Raw genomic sequence first — 20,206 nt, 5'->3', positions numbered from 1 at the left:
ATATTATTTTGGCTGCCGGCTTAAGCTTTCCTATCTCCCGGCTTTATCCTTGTCTTTTCTCTCATTATCCCGCTCAGCGGCCAGACTTCCGGCACTTATTGCAGAAGGGTGCGAACGCTCTGACATATTTCCCGCCGGATCTGCTGCCGCAAAGCCCGCCGGCTGTGCCTCATTTGCCTCACCGTGATATTTACGATAATCAGGACGCGCTATTATGCGGCTTGACGGCACAAAAATCGGCCTTGGCGCTGTTTTTAAAACAGTCTCTGCCCCGGCGGCAATGACAGGGGCCGTTGCTTCTGCCCCGGCAGTTTTTGTGCCCTTTGCCGGCGGCTCATCGGCAAGATTGCTGCCAAATAATTCGCGAATTAAACTAAGCTCCAAAGCTTCTTCAAAACCTGTTTCTGCCGCTAAAGCCGGCATGGGAGCCGCTTTTGTTTCCGCCGCAGTTACAGATTTATCATCTTGCGCCGGGATTGCCGGCTGAGCTGCGTTTTTCTGCTCCCGCTCCCTGAAAGGCATTGATAATTTCGAATTGCCGATATTGTGCATACCGGCTCGATATGGGCTTGCTCTGCCGACCTCCGCAGCCTCTGCCTCGCTCGCCGCGGCTTCTCCTTTATATGGTGACGGCCGGCGCTCTATAGCGGCTGCCCGGCTTGTAAAAACAGTCTCCTGCCTGTTTTCAAGGCCGGAAAAATCAGACCGCTGCTCGTCAAAGGCAGAGAGTCTCTTCCGCATAAAAACAGGCAAAGGAGCCATTGCCGGCGCAGCCTGTAAGGTTCTGTCTGCTGCTTTTTTTGCCGGTGCCGGTTCTGTCTCGGCTATTTGTGCGGCAGCAGGCGCAGCGACAGTTTTCACCATATTTTCAGCAAAACTGCCGATTTCTGCGGGCGCTGCAGCCAGGTTCCGCAAAGCAGCTTCTGAAATTTCGCTGCTTCCCCCTTTATCCAGCCGGTCATTCGGCCCTTTATCTGCTCTGTCTTTACCGGCCGCTTCAGCCGGCAAGCCGGCTATCGCCTGTCGGCCGGGCAGCAATCTATCCGCCGCAATATCCGATTTAAGGCTGAAACCCTGCGTCCAACCGGCAGAAACAAGTTTGATTTTACGCGCTTCCTCGGTTTTATCCGCCATTATATAGGCAAAATCTGAAACTTCACTATGCGCCAGATCATAACGATTCAGATAAGAAACAGCCAGTTCACGAAAAATATAATCCAGAATAGAGCTGGCCTTCTTGATTGTATCATTGCCCTGCACAAGACCCGCAGGCTCAAATTTCGTGAAAGTGAAGGCTTTGACAAAATCTTCCAGCGGCACGCCATATTGCAAAGCAAGAGAGACAGCTATGGCAAAATTATTCATCATAGCGCGGAGAGCTGCCCCTTCTTTAGGCATATCGATAAAAATTTCGCCCAAACGGCCATCTTTAAATTCACCGGTTCGCAAATAAATTTTATGGCCGGCAATAACAGCCTTTTGCGTATAACCTTGCCGCCGGTCGGGCAGCTTCTCCCGTATCGGCGCGGCATTATCTATCTGCCCTGCCGCAATCCTGCCCGGCTTATGGCCTGTGTCAGAGCGCTCTTCCGCCATTGCCGCCGGGGGCATCACCGGCGCCTGCCCGGTTGCCGCCTCACTCTTGCCTGTATCTGCTTCTTCTGCCATCAAAGCAGCAAAATCCGCCCTTTGCAGCACGTCAAGCGAGGGACGACAGAGAGCATTAGCTTTCAGCCCCAGTTTCCACGCCAGCATTGCCGCTTTGGCGCAATCTTCTGCCAAAGCATGATCAGGCATATTTATCACCCCGGCAATACCGCCGGAAAGAAAGGGCTGCGCCGCCGCCATCATACGAATACGGCCTTCTACCGAAAGATAATGCGGCAGCAAATGCCCGCCCGACACGGCATAATCAAAAACGGCATAATCTTCTGCCCGCAAATGCGGCGCGCCTTCCAGGCATAAAGCACCGCAAATATAAAAATCGGCAGCGGCTATTTGCTGTTCAGAAAAACCCAAAGCCGATAAAATATCAAAAGATTCATCGCGTAATTGTGCTTCGGTAAAATTCAAATTCCGGCGGCAAAAATCTTCTCCGAGCAGGCTTTTGGTAAAAATCGCCCTGATATTGGCAGCGTCAGGCAAAACCGCATTTAAAACGGCAAGTTTTTCATCATTAAAACCTTTGGCCTTTAACGCCGCCGCATTAATGGCAGAAGCATTATCCAGCGAGCCGCAGCCAAGCGCATAAGCGAGAATATCGGCAATTTGTTCCGCTTTATAATCAAGGCGGCGCAAAGCCTGCGGCACGACGGAATTGATAGATTTAACCCGGCTGCCGTCAGCCTGTTGTTGAAATTTCACCAAAAATCTGTCAGGCTCCAGCCCCATTGCGGCACAATCCATCACCCGGCCAATGAGCGCATCGGCACCCAAAGCAGAAACCTGGGCATTACGAAAACCGTAAATCCCCCCCAAATGCAGAGCTTTGTCCCAAACAGAACGCGCCAGCTCCACCAGCTCAAGATCGGGGCAATCGGCTGCTTTTAACGGCACGGGGGCAATAGCGAGCTGTTCATAACCCTGCCCTTGCCCATAAACAGCGCGACGGTGATTGCGGATAATGCGCAGCATGGCCGGCGCATTGCGGGCATAGGCCTTGAAAGCCCCCAGTTCAGAAGCAATTTCAGCCGAGGCGGCATAGGCTGCACCGGTCATTAAAGCGGTAAGCGCAGCGCAAAAAGCACGGCCGCGATCTGAATCATAGGGAATAGCCAGCTCCATCAGCAGGCTGCCCAAATTATTATAACTCAGAGCCAAAGGCCGGTATTCATATGTGAGGCGCGCCAGTTTCTCATAAGGGAATTGCGCCATGCTTACTGAAACTTCCAGCACCAGCGTCCATAAGCGGACGGCATGGGCAAAAGCCGCGCTGTCAAAACGATTTTTGTCCTGCATAAAGCCCGTCACATTGACAGCGGCAAAATTACAGGCCGTATCATCAAGAAACATATAGGCCGAATCCGGGCTGGAAGCATGAATCCGCCCCGCCGCCGGGCAAGTAAGCCAGTCATTTATGCTTGTGTCAAAATGCACATGCGGCGCCGCAGAACCCCATGAAGCCAGAGCAATTTTATCCCACAGGCCGCGCGCCTTCAGCTTTTTGTGCACGCTGCCATCGGCGCGGCGGATAAGCGGCCATTCTTCATCTTTTTCAACAGCGTGTAAAAAACTATCCGACAAAGCAAGAGCATAGACGCAATTCTGCCCCAAATCGGCAGCGGCTGACTGATTCCCGCTTGCTTCATCAGCGGCAGCATTAACAGAAAAAGAGTCACCGTAAAGGCCGCGGCGGGCAGATTGAAGGATAGAGTGAATATAATCCGCCGGCACATAATCCTTCCGGGCGGCCCAAACAGCTTTTTTCACAGCACGATTATCGGCAAAATGCAAAGCCTCTTCCGGCGCAGTTTTATCATCTGCCCCGGTAAGGGAAGCCGGCACTCCTGCTGCAACAGTTTCAGGCGCCGCCGCCTGCCCGGCGGGGGAAGACGGCGCCAAAGCTTCATATAGTGCAGTTTCATGCTTTTTGACAATTTTTTCCCCTATCGCCAAAGACAGATACTCCTGCCGCTTTTCTGCCTCCCAGCCAATATAGGCCTCAATATCCGGGTGATCGGCATTCACCACTATCATGGCAGCAGCGCTGTCGGCGGAGGTTTTATCCGGTTTTATTGCTCCGGCAACAGCTTCCCCTATTTTCAAAAAAGACATTAAACTGCCGGAACGGCCAATTTCGCCGTTTATTTCCTCTGCCCCCCGTAAAGCAGAAAAATTGCCGCCGACCGCAGCACTATAATGCGCCGGCTGCATTTCGCGCTGCCATAAATCTGTAAAAGCGCCGGATATTACCTGTCTATCTTCATCTGCCGAATCATTTTGGGCAGAGCGAATATAACAACTGCAGGATTGCAAATGCGCATAAGCAGAAAGAGAGTGGCGAAACTCACCTGTTGCCGGGTCATGATAAAACTGTTTTTGCGCCGGCTCATCAAGGCCGTAAGCCCAATACAGCCCCGTATCAGACCATTGCGGCCTGTCAGGCGCAGCGCGCTGGGTCGCCAGCATAAAACAAATTTCGTCATGAAAAGCGCGGGCATCATTTTCCGAATCAAAATAGCCGCCCTTCCAGCCCCAATACGTCCATGCGCCGGCCAAACGATCAAATATCTGCCGCGCATCTTTTTCCACCGCGATTCGGTCGGGCGGGGGCAGCAGGCGCAGAGCGAGATCATCGGCCTCTGAACGCCATAACCATTCAGGCACATTTTTTTCCGCCATTTTTTTGCATTTTGCCGGCACGGCCACCTTACAAAAGCCGATTTGCAGCAAAATATCCGCCGCTTCCCGGCTGAAATGCGCAGGAATAGTTACAGTATCGACCCCATGAATATCGGGATTATCAGAGCCTTTAATATTGCCGCGAACGGAGTGAAAAAGAATATCAGTATAGGGGGATTGCCCTGCCCGGGTGAAGTGACGCGTAATTTTCATGATATAAATCTGCCCCGCTTGTCTCAAGAGAATTGCGCTATTGGCTATAGGGAAGGATAAACATTATGCGCGCAGTTTTCGCAAACCGGTTATCACAACAAAACCGCGGGCAAAAGGCGCCTGTGCCGACAATCCGTTTACGTGCATATATAATCTCTTATGCAAACTATATATGGCACACGCCCCTCGCTATTCAGGCCGGCTTTCCTGCTATTATCCCACTATAGCCGCAAGCAACATATATAAATTTTCATAATGGCGCAATAATAGAAAAAATCTTTATAGGCTGCCCTCTTCAAATCAATCCTGTAACAGCGCTCTTTCCCTTAACTGGAGCTTATTTTCGCCCCTTCCCTGCAACCGTATCCGCGATTGAGAGGCGCGCTCTGCCCTCATTCAGAGGTCATCTCCAGCAGAAGAACTGCGTAGAAGGACACTTTAAATCAGATAATTGCCCTTATGTTGCAGGCGCGGTTATCAAGGATATAGAGGAATTTTTATCTGGCGGGAATTCAAAGCGGCAGCCCCGCGCAACTCAGTATTTCAACAATCCCCGGCGCATAGGGGATAATTAAAAATCACCGCCAATAAAAGCAGCATGGTCACGCAAGCACCATTATATTTCACCGTCACCCCAACCTTGGGGCCAAAAGGCACATCGCATTAACAAACCGGGGCACGGATTCGCCGCGAGAGGTTTTATGGCCCTCAAACAGCCTTTCCCCCGCAAAACAGCAATCAGGAAACTGGTGACCGACAAAGCCGCCGCAATAATCACCTGGCCGTTTTCACAGGGGTAAGCAATTCATCTAATCCGGTGCGATGGAGCATTTCTTCCCGCACACGATCCATCACGGCAAAAGTGACATTGGCACCGTCTTGTGACGGGTCGATATGAACACGGAAAGGCCGTTTGCCGTATGGCATATCAACGATATGGGCAACGGCTTTGGCAACTTCTGACACGTCCGCATCTGGAGGAACGATTTTGGCAAAAGCATTCTGTATTTTCCCGCCATAGCCTTTATACGGCCCATTTTCATATTCTTCCGCGCGGGCTTTATCGGCAGGACAGGTCGCATGGGCGAAGTGATTTGTCCCGCTTGTAAAAGCGCCGGGCACGATGATCGAGGTTTCAATTCCCCATAATGTCAGCTCGCGGGCATATTGCACGGCAAGCGCGTCCATTCCAGCCTTGGCGGCAAAATATGGCGCAAGATAAGGCGGGGTGCCACCGGCAACGCTGCTGCTGGAAATCCAGACCAGCAGGCCCTGGCGGCCTTTGCGCATATGCGGCAGCACAATACGATTCACACGCTGAGTGCCAATGACATTAATATCATAAAGCTGCGCATATTGTTCGGGAGTGAAGGCTTCCGCCGGGCCATACACCATATGGCCGGCATTATGCACCAGAACACCAAGCCTGCCATGTTTTTTGATAATCTGATCAACGGCTTTTTTGATAGATACGTCCGATTGCACATCAAGCTCAACAGGGCGCAGATCTACATTATTTTCTTTGGCATATTCTTTGATGCTTGCGGCCTGCGGCGCATTACGACCGGCTATGTCGCGCATGGAGGCATAAACGCTATGGCCGGATTGAGCAAGGGTGTTGGATATTAAACGGCCAAAGCCGCTTGAGGCGCCGGTCACAAGGACAGTTTTCTTAGGCATGATAGCCCCCTTTTCCTGGAATCTGTTAAAATTCTTGTCTCTCGCAGTTTTTAAACAATGCCGCCATTGACGCGCAATGTTTGCCCGTTTACCCATGCCCCGTCAGGCCCGGCGAGAAATGAAACGGCGGCGGCAATATCCTCCGGTGTTCCCAGGCGCTCCAATGGCGGCATTTTGGCCAAATGCTCGATTTGCTCCGGTGTTTTGCCGTTGAGGAACAGATCCGTTGCGGTTGGCCCCGGTGCTACAGCATTGACAGTAATATTGCTGCCGCGCAATTCTTTCGCAAAAATATGGGTCATTGCTTCAATAGCGGCTTTAGTCCCCGCATAAACGCTATATCCCGGCAAGGCCAGACCGACAACGCTGCTTGAAAAATTCACAATGCATCCGCCCGCCTGAAGATGCCTGGCGGCAAGGCGCAATGTATTGAAGGTTCCTTTCAGATTGATCGCAATAAGTTTGTCAAAAAGCGCGTCATCAGTATCAGCCAAATTCACAAAGCCCGGCTGCATAATGCCGGCATTATTGACCAGAACATCAACTCTGCCAAAAAGCGCAACGGCCTGATTGAACAGGGCAGAAACTTCGGCAGGAACAGAAATATCGGCCCGAATAGCGGCGGCATGGCCACCGGCAGCTTTGATTTCTTTGACGACTGCATTGGCATCATCTACACGGCCGGCATAGTTAATGATGACGCTGAAACCGTCAGCGGCCAGTCTTTTGGCTACGGCTGCACCAATGCCGCGGGACGACCCTGTCACCAGAGCGACTTTGTTTAAAGTTTTGGTACGCATAATAGTCTCCTCATATTTGTTGCACTATATCCAATAATGCGTGATCCAATAGTGCGTGCGATCTTATTATACGCGCCTTTGCCGAAAGGAACAATAGCGGGGCGCGGCATCAAGAACCTGGTGACCGACAAAGCGCACATGCTGCAATCCTCCCTCAATCGGAAGCCATCTCCGGCTGTTTTGGTAAATACCAGAGCGGCCCATATTAGTAAGCCTGTCCAGCTTAAAAATGACAGTATATTCGGTATGACCATGTATGACGGAAATGGGTGTAGAGCCTGTTGGTGTAGCGCTCCCTTATTTGGAGGTCATCTTTAGCGCGGCTGCCGCCCTGTCCGCTTGCTGTAGCACCGGAGGCACTGGGGCGGCCTGTGCCGGCACCATCGGGGCTACCTGCGCTGGCTGCGAGGTCTGCGTCTGCGCGTTGGTTAATAGTCTGCCCAGATTGCGGTCTCGTGGCAGCGTCCCTTGCCCTGTCCAGCCGTACTTGTGCTTGAGATTCTCGACTGTCGTTAGTATCATTAGCCAGTCCCGGGTCGGGATGCGCTTGACTAGCTCCGGCGGCACTGTCTGCCCGCCCAGTAGCGCCTGCGTCATCAGAAAGTATAGATGCGCCAAATCCTTGTAGTCTTTTGGCGGGAGTTTGAACTCCTTTATCTTCCGCACCGCTTTCCGCGCCTCTAGCTTCGCCCCCGTAAGCGTTTTTGATTTCTGCATAATAGTCCTCCATTGTTTGATGTGTAGCGCGCTCGACCGCGTTGGCTACTGCCGCTTCTGGTGATGCCGCGTTCGGGTCAGCGAATGCGTCTAGAATGATAGTGTCGGTGTAGTCCTCCCTTATTTGGAGGTCATCTTTAGCCGTCTTTAATCCGGCCGAAGCCATTGTATCGGTGTAGTCCTCCCTTATTTGGAGGTCATCTTTAGCAGTAGTCTGAACAGAAGCCAATGTTTTTGAGGTGTAGTCCTCCCTTATTTGGAGGTCATCTTTAGCTGCGGCGTGGTAGAAGAACTGACAAAATTTGGTGTAGTCCTCCCTTATTTGGAGGTCATCTTTAGCTTGGCACCTTGTTTATATAGGTGCCTGTCCGGTGTAGTCCTCCCTTATTTGGAGGTCATCTTTAGCAATGCTAATGAAACACAGCAATTAACTTCAGGTGTAGTCCTCCCTTATTTGGAGGTCATCTTTAGCCGGCAGCGGTATTGCCGGGCAGGGCATTACGGTGTAGTCCTCCCTTATTTGGAGGTCATCTTTAGCGTATTGCACTAACTTCTTTTCCTGTCAACAATTTTTGTTTTTCTGAAAAGAAAAATTCGTTCATTGTTCCCGTTATGCCCCCAGTCTCTTATCCATTTTTTTAATATAGATTCTTTGTATATTTTATCTTCCAATCACTCTCCTGTAAATAAAGACTTAGCCATAGCTATAAAATGGGAATCACATAGCTCTTCTACAATTTTATTATTACCGGATTCTTTATCTAAATGAAAGGCTTTTGCAGAAGAGATAAAAGAAACCTTTTCCAGCTTATGATCAGCGCCCATAGACCACTTTAATTCTATGGTTTCTCTTTTTAATAAATCAATTACAGATTTTGTCACCGCATTTTTTAATTTACGATCATAAGCCATTAACCGGCGCGCTTTATCAATCTCTGCGGTAAGATTGACAGGAAAATATTTTACTTTCAGCGTATCAAAATGATCAAAGCCGTTTCTTATCTCTTTTGTTTCTTTCTGATTCAAAAGATCTGCAACTTTGGCTTGTAGCCCAGTATCTTTTAACTCCCTGAGAGCAACCACAATCTGCCCGTTTTCGAGCTTTGCACCCTTATCCTTAAACTGCTCTGCAATATCCTCAGTTTTCACACCCTTCAGGTGCAGCCGCGCCAGCAGAACGAAATAGAGATCGCGCTCCCACAGGCCGGCGAAATCTACCAGACGGCCTAATATTTTTATCAGCAGGCGGTGCAGGCGCACATGGCTTTGCAGCATAACTTGCGCGGTCAAATGGCGATATTCTGTCACCAGCTTTAAAGCTGATTTATAGGCGGTTTCTTCTTCTGCTCCCCATTTTATATCATTTTTGCGATTTTTACTTTTCACCCAGTCCCGATGCAGGTGTTTAAGCTTACGCTGCTCTTGGGCGATAATCTTTTCCAGCTCTTGCCAGCGCGCTACCGATGTGCCGGTGATTTTATGATTTTCATAGAAATTATGCAAAAGGCTGGTGCCGAAGCGCTGCATTTCCCGTAGTCCGCGAATCGGCAAATGCTCATCTTCCACGCCGTCCTTTTTCTCCGGGAAAATCTGCCGGAAATCCCCCGGGTTGACAAAAAGCGCTTGCGCCGTTTTTTTATCTAACTCCAGAGAAGCCAGCTCCGCGCCGGCAAACTGGGCATCGTGCATAGCAATATAGAGGTCAAACACGGCAAGCAGCCTGGTTAGAATATCCCCGCCTCTACCCTGTTCGCCGTGGCTTTTATCGGTCACAATTTCCCATTTTTTTAATTGCTGGCGCAAGCTGCCGGCCTCTTCTACCGGCATTAAATGCAAGAGAAAATACAATCTGCTTTGCCACGGCGCGCCGGCGCTGTTTGATTCCACCCGCAAACGGTCATAAATGCGGCTTCTCCTCAGCTTTTCCCAGCGCTTTTTATCACAAAAAGCCGCTATATTTCTGTTGGTGGAGATTGACCGTGTTTCTATCCACGCTCCCGTGAAGGGAGCGACAGGCGCTAGCGACGACACTTTGCGGCTAGCCGAGTTTCTATCCACGCTCCCGTGAAGGGAGCGACTCAAATTGGCGTATTCCTGCCTCCACAAAAAGTAGTTTCTATCCACGCTCCCGTGAAGGGAGCGACCAAGGCCAGCCACTTCATGCAAACGCGCCGGTCTGTTTCTATCCACGCTCCCGTGAAGGGAGCGACTAGTAGAGCAGTCTAGCGGTGTTTGCTATGTGGAGGTTTCTATCCACGCTCCCGTGAAGGGAGCGACGAGCTGGCAAATATATTATCCATCAAAGATTTGATTGTTTCTATCCACGCTCCCGTGAAGGGAGCGACATTTTGCAACCGATTGATGTTATCAAGCGCTTTAAGTTTCTATCCACGCTCCCGTGAAGGGAGCGACCTCTTGAGGGTGAGCAGCAGGCTGCTCACGGTTAGTTTCTATCCACGCTCCCGTGAAGGGAGCGACCACGAGCAATAGGCGGATTTTCAACAATAAAAGACGTTTCTATCCACGCTCCCGTGAAGGGAGCGACTCACGATTTTGAGCTTGCTGGCTCTTATTACCAAAGTTTCTATCCACGCTCCCGTGAAGGGAGCGACGCAGGTAGAGCAGTCAGAGGTTCAGACTGATATTATGTTTCTATCCACGCTCCCGTGAAGGGAGCGACTAAAAAAAATAAAACAGAAGATATACTTGATTTAAGTTTCTATCCACGCTCCCGTGAAGGGAGCGACCTTGCTTCATAGCAATTCTCCCTGTTTAAAGAGTTTGTTTCTATCCACGCTCCCGTGAAGGGAGCGACATAAAATGGTTAATGTTATTGAGACGATTAAGGGGTTTCTATCCACGCTCCCGTGAAGGGAGCGACATTTCCATTATAAGGATAAATACCATGGCTTGCGTTTCTATCCACGCTCCCGTGAAGGGAGCGACATACAAGGAATGGCCAGACCATGCCGGAACAAATGGTTTCTATCCACGCTCCCGTGAAGGGAGCGACACCCCTCTTTAGGGGTATTTAAATCCCCTCCCTCGTTTCTATCCACGCTCCCGTGAAGGGAGCGACGTCATGCTATCTGCCTTTCTACGGAAACGCTAATTGTTTCTATCCACGCTCCCGTGAAGGGAGCGACTTGCCACTCTCTTGATGCAGGGGAAGGGAAATATCAGTTTCTATCCACGCTCCCGTGAAGGGAGCGACCCGTCAAGTTTTATTTATCATCTATAGCTGCCTCTGTTTCTATCCACGCTCCCGTGAAGGGAGCGACGACATCTCTTTCTCTTCCTTGCCGTATTCTCTCCAGTTTCTATCCACGCTCCCGTGAAGGGAGCGACTCGGCCTCAAATTCAATCTCCTGATAAACAGGCTTGTTTCTATCCACGCTCCCGTGAAGGGAGCGACCCCCACCAAAAGAGACCAGTTGCGCGCTATTAACGTTTCTATCCACGCTCCCGTGAAGGGAGCGACGACTTGATTGATAAGTTCGTTAATCAGGGTTTGCGGTTTCTATCCACGCTCCCGTGAAGGGAGCGACGAGCGTGGTGCGCCCATACCGCTCGACAATCGGCTGTTTCTATCCACGCTCCCGTGAAGGGAGCGACATTATGATTTTAGCGTTGGCGATTATGTTGGTCAGTTTCTATCCACGCTCCCGTGAAGGGAGCGACAGGATATAAAAATTATATGACCGGGGGCTTCACTAGTTTCTATCCACGCTCCCGTGAAGGGAGCGACGCGCGCCATGAGGTTGGCAAATTGCACCACCTCGGTTTCTATCCACGCTCCCGTGAAGGGAGCGACCTCCAGCGCCTCTTCAATGCGCCGGTATTGCAGCAGTTTCTATCCACGCTCCCGTGAAGGGAGCGACTAACCACTTTTCCGGCCGCTTTTGCCGGGCCGGTTTCTATCCACGCTCCCGTGAAGGGAGCGACTGCCGCAGGGGGGAGTGTGTAGGCAGCCGGCCGGGTTTCTATCCACGCTCCCGTGAAGGGAGCGACGACAGAGCAAACAAAAGCAGCGCTGCAAGTCCAGGTTTCTATCCACGCTCCCGTGAAGGGAGCGACCAGACACCGGGGGGTGCCACACAGACACCCCATAGGTTTCTATCCACGCTCCCGTGAAGGGAGCGACAGCCCGCAATTTAGAGTTGTATTGGATAGAGAAAGTTTCTATCCACGCTCCCGTGAAGGGAGCGACGATGGGACGATGCTTTCTTGCGGCAGCGACAACGCAGTTTCTATCCACGCTCCCGTGAAGGGAGCGACTTTTGGGTAAAGCTGGGATGGCCGGGCGGGGTTTCTATCCACGCTCCCGTGAAGGGAGCGACATACGCTCCAGCCGCAGAGCGTGCGCTCAACACCAGTTTCTATCCACGCTCCCGTGAAGGGAGCGACGCTTTGACCTCTTTTGCCTATAATCACGGCACCAGTTTCTATCCACGCTCCCGTGAAGGGAGCGACGCCGCCTATGAAGCGGCTGTTTCAGGGGCCGCACCGTTTCTATCCACGCTCCCGTGAAGGGAGCGACGTAAATTGATCGAGATTTACGATGCTAAAGTAGCGTTTCTATCCACGCTCCCGTGAAGGGAGCGACTATGTTCAACCCGCTTTCTTCCCCTTTCAGCAGTCAGTTTCTATCCACGCTCCCGTGAAGGGAGCGACATCAGGCAGCGCGGAATTGGGGTCTATCGGCACCAGTTTCTATCCACGCTCCCGTGAAGGGAGCGACAATAATAGATTTAAAAACCTGCTCAAATAGCCTTGTTTCTATCCACGCTCCCGTGAAGGGAGCGACATTGTGCGGCAGGGAGACAAAGGGAAATACCTCATTGTTTCTATCCACGCTCCCGTGAAGGGAGCGACGTGTCGTCAATCCCGCCCCGTTTTCCAGATAGCGAGTTTCTATCCACGCTCCCGTGAAGGGAGCGACGATAAATTTGCCATAAAATTGCGGGCGATTCCTTGTTTCTATCCACGCTCCCGTGAAGGGAGCGACAAAAGAATTATTTAACGAAATAAAGGAAGAGATGGTTTCTATCCACGCTCCCGTGAAGGGAGCGACAGAATCAGTTGGATAATACCCGCGATATGACAATGTTTCTATCCACGCTCCCGTGAAGGGAGCGACGCTCCGTATCTTTTCGATGATATGAACAAAATTATTGTTTCTATCCACGCTCCCGTGAAGGGAGCGACACGTTCCTGATGGGTTATATATGTATCTAAAAAAGTTTCTATCCACGCTCCCGTGAAGGGAGCGACGCACAGTGCTCGCCGCTTGCCCTTCCTTCGCGTGAGTTTCTATCCACGCTCCCGTGAAGGGAGCGACATGCTCCACCGCTTCGCCGCAGGCTGTGTAATTTGTTTCTATCCACGCTCCCGTGAAGGGAGCGACAGCAGACCAGTAAATGCGATTTTTCTTTTCGTCAGTTTCTATCCACGCTCCCGTGAAGGGAGCGACGCAGGTCAAGCAAAGCGTCAGCTCCCCCGCGCGTGTTTCTATCCACGCTCCCGTGAAGGGAGCGACATATAAATACCCATTGAGTTATCCGGGAGAGTGTGGTTTCTATCCACGCTCCCGTGAAGGGAGCGACGAAATAAGGCGGCTATAGGTGCGGTCAACCGCTTGTTTCTATCCACGCTCCCGTGAAGGGAGCGACCGGCAAACCGGTTCCCCCACCGTCCGGCATATCAAAGTTTCTATCCACGCTCCCGTGAAGGGAGCGACGCGGAACTATTTCCGTCTGTGGTTCCTTTATAGCGGTTTCTATCCACGCTCCCGTGAAGGGAGCGACGCTTGTAAAAGATTTATTTAATATTGCTAATAAACGTTTCTATCCACGCTCCCGTGAAGGGAGCGACTCAAGCCGGCCGCTCCAATCCTGCATATGCGGCAGTTTCTATCCACGCTCCCGTGAAGGGAGCGACCCTTAGCGATGGTTATGGCACTAGCACCAGTAGCGGTTTCTATCCACGCTCCCGTGAAGGGAGCGACGACAGAGCAAACAAAAGCAGCGCTGCAAGGCCAGGTTTCTATCCACGCTCCCGTGAAGGGAGCGACTTATTTAATGACGGGATAAGGTCAAAAAAGCGATGTTTCTATCCACGCTCCCGTGAAGGGAGCGACTTATGGAGAGGGGTATCGCCTTGTTAACCGTAAAGTTTCTATCCACGCTCCCGTGAAGGGAGCGACTTCCTTACATCAATTTTTACCCTGGAGACTATTTGTTTCTATCCACGCTCCCGTGAAGGGAGCGACGGAACTATTTCCGTCTGATAGGTTCCTTAATAGAGGTTTCTATCCACGCTCCCGTGAAGGGAGCGACGCTCGGTCAATCTGACACATTTTTTGGGTGAGGAGTTTCTATCCACGCTCCCGTGAAGGGAGCGACACTGCCGCGCGATAAGCAGCGGCCATGGAAAGTTGTTTCTATCCACGCTCCCGTGAAGGGAGCGACAGAATGGCGTCAATTTGCCCTTGACGCTTATGATGTTTCTATCCACGCTCCCGTGAAGGGAGCGACGCGTGAGTTATTCATATCCAAATAAGCAGGTCTCAGTTTCTATCCACGCTCCCGTGAAGGGAGCGACTTTCCCGTATCGTGCTTACAATCTTATTTACAATGTTTCTATCCACGCTCCCGTGAAGGGAGCGACATACAAAAATTATATTACTGGGGGTTTCACGCGGTTTCTATCCACGCTCCCGTGAAGGGAGCGACAGTTTCAACCCGACAGTGCGCTCAACGCCGTTAGCAGTTTCTATCCACGCTCCCGTGAAGGGAGCGACCAAGCTGGGATACACGCTGGAAAGCTATAATTGGCGGTTTCTATCCACGCTCCCGTGAAGGGAGCGACGGGGCGACAGTGAGGGAAATGGGAAAACATACAAGGTTTCTATCCACGCTCCCGTGAAGGGAGCGACCCAAAGACATGTTTAAGACTCCTGCTTATATGGCAGGTTTCTATCCACGCTCCCGTGAAGGGAGCGACATGGATAGCTGCAAATCCTGTTGCGGCTGTTAAGGTTTCTATCCACGCTCCCGTGAAGGGAGCGACACAACATCAAAGTTGCCAAAATCACTAATATCACCGTTTCTATCCACGCTCCCGTGAAGGGAGCGACCTCTCTGCCGGTTTGTCGCCGGCAGAGAGCAATCAGTTTCTATCCACGCTCCCGTGAAGGGAGCGACAATAGGGTAAACACCTTAAAAAATGCTCAAAAAAAGTTTCTATCCACGCTCCCGTGAAGGGAGCGACTTGTGGCAGATTTTTCGTCTCCGGTACCTGTAGCTGTTTCTATCCACGCTCCCGTGAAGGGAGCGACATTTTTTTTATTCAGACAAATGGAGAAGAGTGATGGTTTCTATCCACGCTCCCGTGAAGGGAGCGACACGGTATGGTTTTTATATCTCCCCCAATATCAATGTTTCTATCCACGCTCCCGTGAAGGGAGCGACTTTTAAAATCGGCGACAAATATTTGATGACGGCGGGTTTCTATCCACGCTCCCGTGAAGGGAGCGACAAGACGAAGAATCCGCTGGTTTGCGTGATTATTGGTTTCTATCCACGCTCCCGTGAAGGGAGCGACACCGGCGCTGCCGCCGGAGGAGCGCCAAATCCAGGTTTCTATCCACGCTCCCGTGAAGGGAGCGACTTTTACCCGCATATGCGGCTCCGGGCATTCCGGTGTTTCTATCCACGCTCCCGTGAAGGGAGCGACTTCAGCATTGCGCGGCCTGCTTTTGGACAATGTGGTTTCTATCCACGCTCCCGTGAAGGGAGCGACTTCTTCTGCACCGGCCCGACCCGATGCCTCTCTTGTTTCTATCCACGCTCCCGTGAAGGGAGCGACGCAAAAGGTGCGGTGGATCAAAAACAACCAGACTGTTTCTATCCACGCTCCCGTGAAGGGAGCGACAAATCACCGCGATTCCGCTTATTGGCAAGCGCAGTTTCTATCCACGCTCCCGTGAAGGGAGCGACGACGGCGTCCGCTGCAAGGCAAGGTTTGATTACCTGTTTCTATCCACGCTCCCGTGAAGGGAGCGACTACCGGCCAGACACTGAATATTGGATTCACGCGTGGTTTCTATCCACGCTCCCGTGAAGGGAGCGACATCGGTATGCTTGTTGCGTATGGATAAAATAAACGTTTCTATCCACGCTCCCGTGAAGGGAGCGACCTGTGCGGATTTGGTAGCGTTGCTCGAGTGAAATGTTTCTATCCACGCTCCCGTGAAGGGAGCGACGCAGGGCTAAATTACCGTAATTCAATTCAATTTTTTGTTTCTATCCACGCTCCCGTGAAGGGAGCGACATATACTATAGCCGCGGAAAGGGTGCTTTCCGATATGTTTCTATCCACGCTCCCGTGAAGGGAGCGACTTTGACCAGACCACGGGGGCGACAAATTGACAGTGTTTCTATCCACGCTCCCGTGAAGGGAGCGACCCAATTCAACAGAATTATCAACAAAGATATTCTGCGTTTCTATCCACGCTCCCGTGAAGGGAGCGACTGTGAAATTAGGAGGCTTATCGCCGGAAATTTTACAGTTTCTATCCACGCTCCCGTGAAGGGAGCGACGTAAACTTCTTATAGCTGTTAATAGCGGCAATAAGTTTCTATCCACGCTCCCGTGAAGGGAGCGACGAGGCAGGAGTTAAGGGTGAAGTAAATGCCGTAATGTTTCTATCCACGCTCCCGTGAAGGGAGCGACGGGCAAAACCCCCAAATATTCAGCTAATACAGGTGTTTCTATCCACGCTCCCGTGAAGGGAGCGACGCATGATTATCGTTGATAATCATGTATTTACCTTGTTTCTATCCACGCTCCCGTGAAGGGAGCGACATCGCTACATTATTCGCGTCAGTTGGCATTTCATAGTTTCTATCCACGCTCCCGTGAAGGGAGCGACTTCAACATGCCATCAATTAGCTCATATTGGTCAGCCGTTTCTATCCACGCTCCCGTGAAGGGAGCGACTCAACGACATCGGCGGCCTCCTCCCGCTCAGTAGGTTTCTATCCACGCTCCCGTGAAGGGAGCGACCGCAAAGATTTATCATCAATGCTGCGCGTAATTGGTTTCTATCCACGCTCCCGTGAAGGGAGCGACGCGGTGCAGGGTAATGCGGCTTTAACCGCCGCGCTGTTTCTATCCACGCTCCCGTGAAGGGAGCGACACCCTCGCTTTAGCACGACCCAGACTACGGCGGGTTTCTATCCACGCTCCCGTGAAGGGAGCGACGCGACCGGGAAGAGATAGGCAAAGTCCTGTCTCTGGTTTCTATCCACGCTCCCGTGAAGGGAGCGACCGCTGGATAATTACGGCACAGATTGGCTGGCAGGGTTTCTATCCACGCTCCCGTGAAGGGAGCGACCAGCCTGAGAAGGGTCAGTATCATATTTATAAATTGTTTCTATCCACGCTCCCGTGAAGGGAGCGACTCAACTTTCAAAAAGTGGTCAATGATTACCTGAGGTTTCTATCCACGCTCCCGTGAAGGGAGCGACGGGGTTGCAGGAATGGGATTTGCCGATAGATTATAGTTTCTATCCACGCTCCCGTGAAGGGAGCGACCAAAAATATTATGCCGTTGGAGCAGCGCTCCATGAGTTTCTATCCACGCTCCCGTGAAGGGAGCGACTCCTGCACGGCCATTACGAGCGGGCTATTTTAAGCGTTTCTATCCACGCTCCCGTGAAGGGAGCGACGCACGCCCTTCAAGCTTATCAGCCTTACGGCTAAGTTTCTATCCACGCTCCCGTGAAGGGAGCGACGTATTACTGCGGCTGCTGGTAATATTATTACGCCGGTTTCTATCCACGCTCCCGTGAAGGGAGCGACTGTCGCTGCTTTGCGGGAGGCTGGCTTTCGGGGGGTTTCTATCCACGCTCCCGTGAAGGGAGCGACATCAGTGAGCGCTGTGCCAGCATGAGCTATATTGATGTTTCTATCCACGCTCCCGTGAAGGGAGCGACACTGCTTAAACATTAAAGCAGACGCATAAGCGACGTTTCTATCCACGCTCCCGTGAAGGGAGCGACGATAGACATTCCCTTCCGCGTCAACAAAACGGACTGTTTCTATCCACGCTCCCGTGAAGGGAGCGACGGCCACATCGTCAATGTAATCCGTAAAAATGTCGGTTTCTATCCACGCTCCCGTGAAGGGAGCGACCGATAGACATTCCCTTCCGCGTCAACAAAACGGACTGTTTCTATCCACGCTCCCGTGAAGGGAGCGACAAACGCATTATCGTGGCGATACTGTTAACGCACCTGTTTCTATCCACGCTCCCGTGAAGGGAGCGACCCTCTCCTCATTCACTTCTATCTTCAAAAATAATGTTTCTATCCACGCTCCCGTGAAGGGAGCGACCACGCTTCAGCGTAAAATAGCAGAATTACTGGAGGTTTCTATCCACGCTCCCGTGAAGGGAGCGACCGTAAACGAAATTGCGGCAGAGGCGAGAAGCGGTGTTTCTATCCACGCTCCCGTGAAGGGAGCGACCGTCTATTATACCATCTATGCCCCCACCTCATAAAGTTTCTATCCACGCTCCCGTGAAGGGAGCGACTTTTCCGTTATCCAGCGCATACAGGATTTGGAAAGTTTCTATCCACGCTCCCGTGAAGGGAGCGACGCATCGCGGCCGCAAGCGCCGTCAATACGCGTCAGTTTCTATCCACGCTCCCGTGAAGGGAGCGACGCTTTAATTTTCAACCGCAGCGCCGCGGAATTTGAGTTTCTATCCACGCTCCCGTGAAGGGAGCGACGCTTTCCCCCGCTGTGGCTAAATATATGGACTGGGTGTTTCTATCCACGCTCCCGTGAAGGGAGCGACCACGATTTAGATAGCACGCGCAAATATCAGCTAATTGTTTCTATCCACGCTCCCGTGAAGGGAGCGACGCATTCTTGCCCTGTTATAGGAGGCTGGAAATATGGGTTTCTATCCACGCTCCCGTGAAGGGAGCGACTTTTAATGATCAGAGCCTTTGCTCCATCATCATTTAGTTTCTATCCACGCTCCCGTGAAGGGAGCGACATGCGCGCGCGCGCGCGTAATTATAATGAGTCAAAGTTTCTATCCACGCTCCCGTGAAGGGAGCGACAAAAGATTGCTGTCAATCGGCGAAACTAGCGATGGTTTCTATCCACGCTCCCGTGAAGGGAGCGACCTGCGATTGCATAGTTTTTGCAATCGTTCATAATAGTTTCTATCCACGCTCCCGTGAAGGGAGCGACTTTAAGCGCATTGCAAGAAAATTTGTCTTTGGCTGTTTCTATCCACGCTCCCGTGAAGGGAGCGACCAGCCTGAGAAGGGTCAGTATCATATTTATAAACTGTTTCTATCCACGCTCCCGTGAAGGGAGCGACAAATCAGCTTCCTCAATATTACCCCCATTAAAAAGTTTCTATCCACGCTCCCGTGAAGGGAGCGACCGCCGCAGCGTTCGCTGATTGGCACCGAGTGCCAGTTTCTATCCACGCTCCCGTGAAGGGAGCGACTCACCCAAAATGTAAACGATTTCTATCCATAGGAGTTTCTATCCACGCTCCCGTGAAGGGAGCGACCCATTATTCGGCGCAGCCAGCACCTCTAAATTGTAAGTTTCTATCCACGCTCCCGTGAAGGGAGCGACTTTCCTCTTTGAAAATTTAGATAGTATACAAGAGGTTTCTATCCACGCTCCCGTGAAGGGAGCGACGTATGATTATCTGGCTGACGCAAGCAGTGGGGAGGTTTCTATCCACGCTCCCGTGAAGGGAGCGACGCCGTCACGCTAACATATTAAAATATAAAAGAAAATGCTTTTCGTAGCGCGAGTCTGTGCAAAAAAGTGAGGAAATACGGCCAAAGAAAGATACCCAAAAAAAATAACATATAAAAATCAATGGAGTAATGAGGTGCGAACCTGCCTGGAAAATGAGTCAGGCTCCAGGTTCGCGCTCGCTGCGTTTATCTCGTCTGCAGAAGCTGCATTATATTATAGACACGACTATGCGCTACAAAATTCGCGCTCAGAATCATCTATTAACTATATAATAACTTAGACGCAATTTCGTGCAGCACGGCACAATGCCCTCTCCGCAACACAACATAGCGCAGCATTATAATTAGAAAACTTTGAAAATCAAAAAATTATGGGAGCATTGAGATCCATTGCCGGTTTTGCCCCGATATGTTCCACCCGTCTTTGCCAATTTGCACCCAAGTGATAATAGCGCAAACTATCACAAGACATATCAATAATGCGCTCTAAGCGATCCTTCAACGTGATCCATTGCGCCGGTTCCACCTCAATTTCAAAAACAGAATATTGCACCCGCTGGCCAAAATCTTTGCAGGCTTTGGCAACATGACGCAACCGCCTGGCGCCATTGCCTTGCGTCAAGCAAACATCATATGTTACGAGCACCATCATAA

General features: G+C 51.3%; 6 protein-coding genes and 2 CRISPR repeat arrays. All 6 genes read right to left on the bottom strand.

Features of this window, described 5'->3' with window-relative positions; all coding sequences use genetic code 11:
- Positions 1-30: 30 nt before the first annotated feature.
- The 6 genes from DPQ22_RS06085 to cas2 all read right to left on the bottom strand — a co-directional run bounded on the left by DPQ22_RS06085 (position 31) and on the right by cas2 (position 20,204).
- On the bottom strand, positions 31-4,554 hold the full coding sequence (locus tag DPQ22_RS06085; RefSeq protein WP_150214167.1) for a vitamin B12-dependent ribonucleotide reductase: 4,524 nt from the start codon (positions 4,552-4,554) through the stop codon (positions 31-33).
- Positions 4,555-5,328: 774 nt separating this feature from the next.
- The gene (locus DPQ22_RS06080; protein ID WP_150214165.1) at positions 5,329-6,234 is read right to left on the bottom strand and encodes an SDR family oxidoreductase; all 906 of its coding nucleotides are present in this window, start codon (positions 6,232-6,234) and stop codon (positions 5,329-5,331) included.
- A gap of 50 nt (positions 6,235-6,284) precedes the next feature.
- Positions 6,285-7,034 (bottom strand): SDR family oxidoreductase, encoded by a 750-nt coding sequence (locus tag DPQ22_RS06075; RefSeq protein WP_150214163.1) that lies wholly within the window; start codon positions 7,032-7,034, stop codon positions 6,285-6,287.
- A gap of 297 nt (positions 7,035-7,331) precedes the next feature.
- A complete protein-coding gene (locus DPQ22_RS06070) occupies positions 7,332-7,751 on the bottom strand; it encodes a hypothetical protein (protein WP_150214161.1) in 420 nt (139 codons plus the stop codon).
- A 106-nt stretch (positions 7,752-7,857) separates the two neighbouring features.
- A CRISPR array of direct repeats spans positions 7,858-8,289; the repeat unit is 36 nt; unit sequence GGTGTAGTCCTCCCTTATTTGGAGGTCATCTTTAGC.
- Positions 8,290-8,423: 134 nt separating this feature from the next.
- Positions 8,424-9,707 carry a type VI-A CRISPR-associated RNA-guided ribonuclease Cas13a gene (cas13a, locus tag DPQ22_RS06065; RefSeq protein WP_256371586.1) on the bottom strand — a complete coding sequence of 428 codons (1,284 nt, stop codon included), beginning with the start codon at positions 9,705-9,707 and terminating at the stop codon, positions 8,424-8,426.
- Positions 9,708-9,732: 25 nt separating this feature from the next.
- Positions 9,733-19,553: direct repeats of the CRISPR family, unit length 32 nt; unit sequence GTTTCTATCCACGCTCCCGTGAAGGGAGCGAC.
- Between the two features lie 360 nt (positions 19,554-19,913).
- A complete protein-coding gene (cas2, locus tag DPQ22_RS06060; RefSeq protein WP_150214156.1) occupies positions 19,914-20,204 on the bottom strand; it encodes a CRISPR-associated endonuclease Cas2 in 291 nt (96 codons plus the stop codon).
- Positions 20,205-20,206 lie beyond the last annotated feature (2 nt).

Source organism: Candidatus Tokpelaia sp. (assembly GCF_008636115.1).
Classification (GTDB): domain Bacteria; phylum Pseudomonadota; class Alphaproteobacteria; order Rhizobiales; family Rhizobiaceae; genus QLZD01.
Note: the sequence above shows the minus strand (reverse complement) of the source record. Positions and strands in the feature narration are given on the sequence as shown.

Bases quoted from the DNA above. Each gene is read 5' to 3' on its own strand.
- DPQ22_RS06080 (WP_150214165.1), bottom strand. From the start codon at position 6,234: ATGCCTAAGAAAACTGTCCTTGTGACCGGCGCCTCAAGCGGCTTTGGC.
- cas2 (WP_150214156.1), bottom strand. From the start codon at position 20,204: ATGATGGTGCTCGTAACATATGATGTTTGCTTGACGCAAGGCAATGGC.
- DPQ22_RS06070 (WP_150214161.1), bottom strand. From the start codon at position 7,751: ATGCAGAAATCAAAAACGCTTACGGGGGCGAAGCTAGAGGCGCGGAAA.
- DPQ22_RS06075 (WP_150214163.1), bottom strand. From the start codon at position 7,034: ATGCGTACCAAAACTTTAAACAAAGTCGCTCTGGTGACAGGGTCGTCC.
- DPQ22_RS06085 (WP_150214167.1), bottom strand. From the start codon at position 4,554: ATGAAAATTACGCGTCACTTCACCCGGGCAGGGCAATCCCCCTATACT.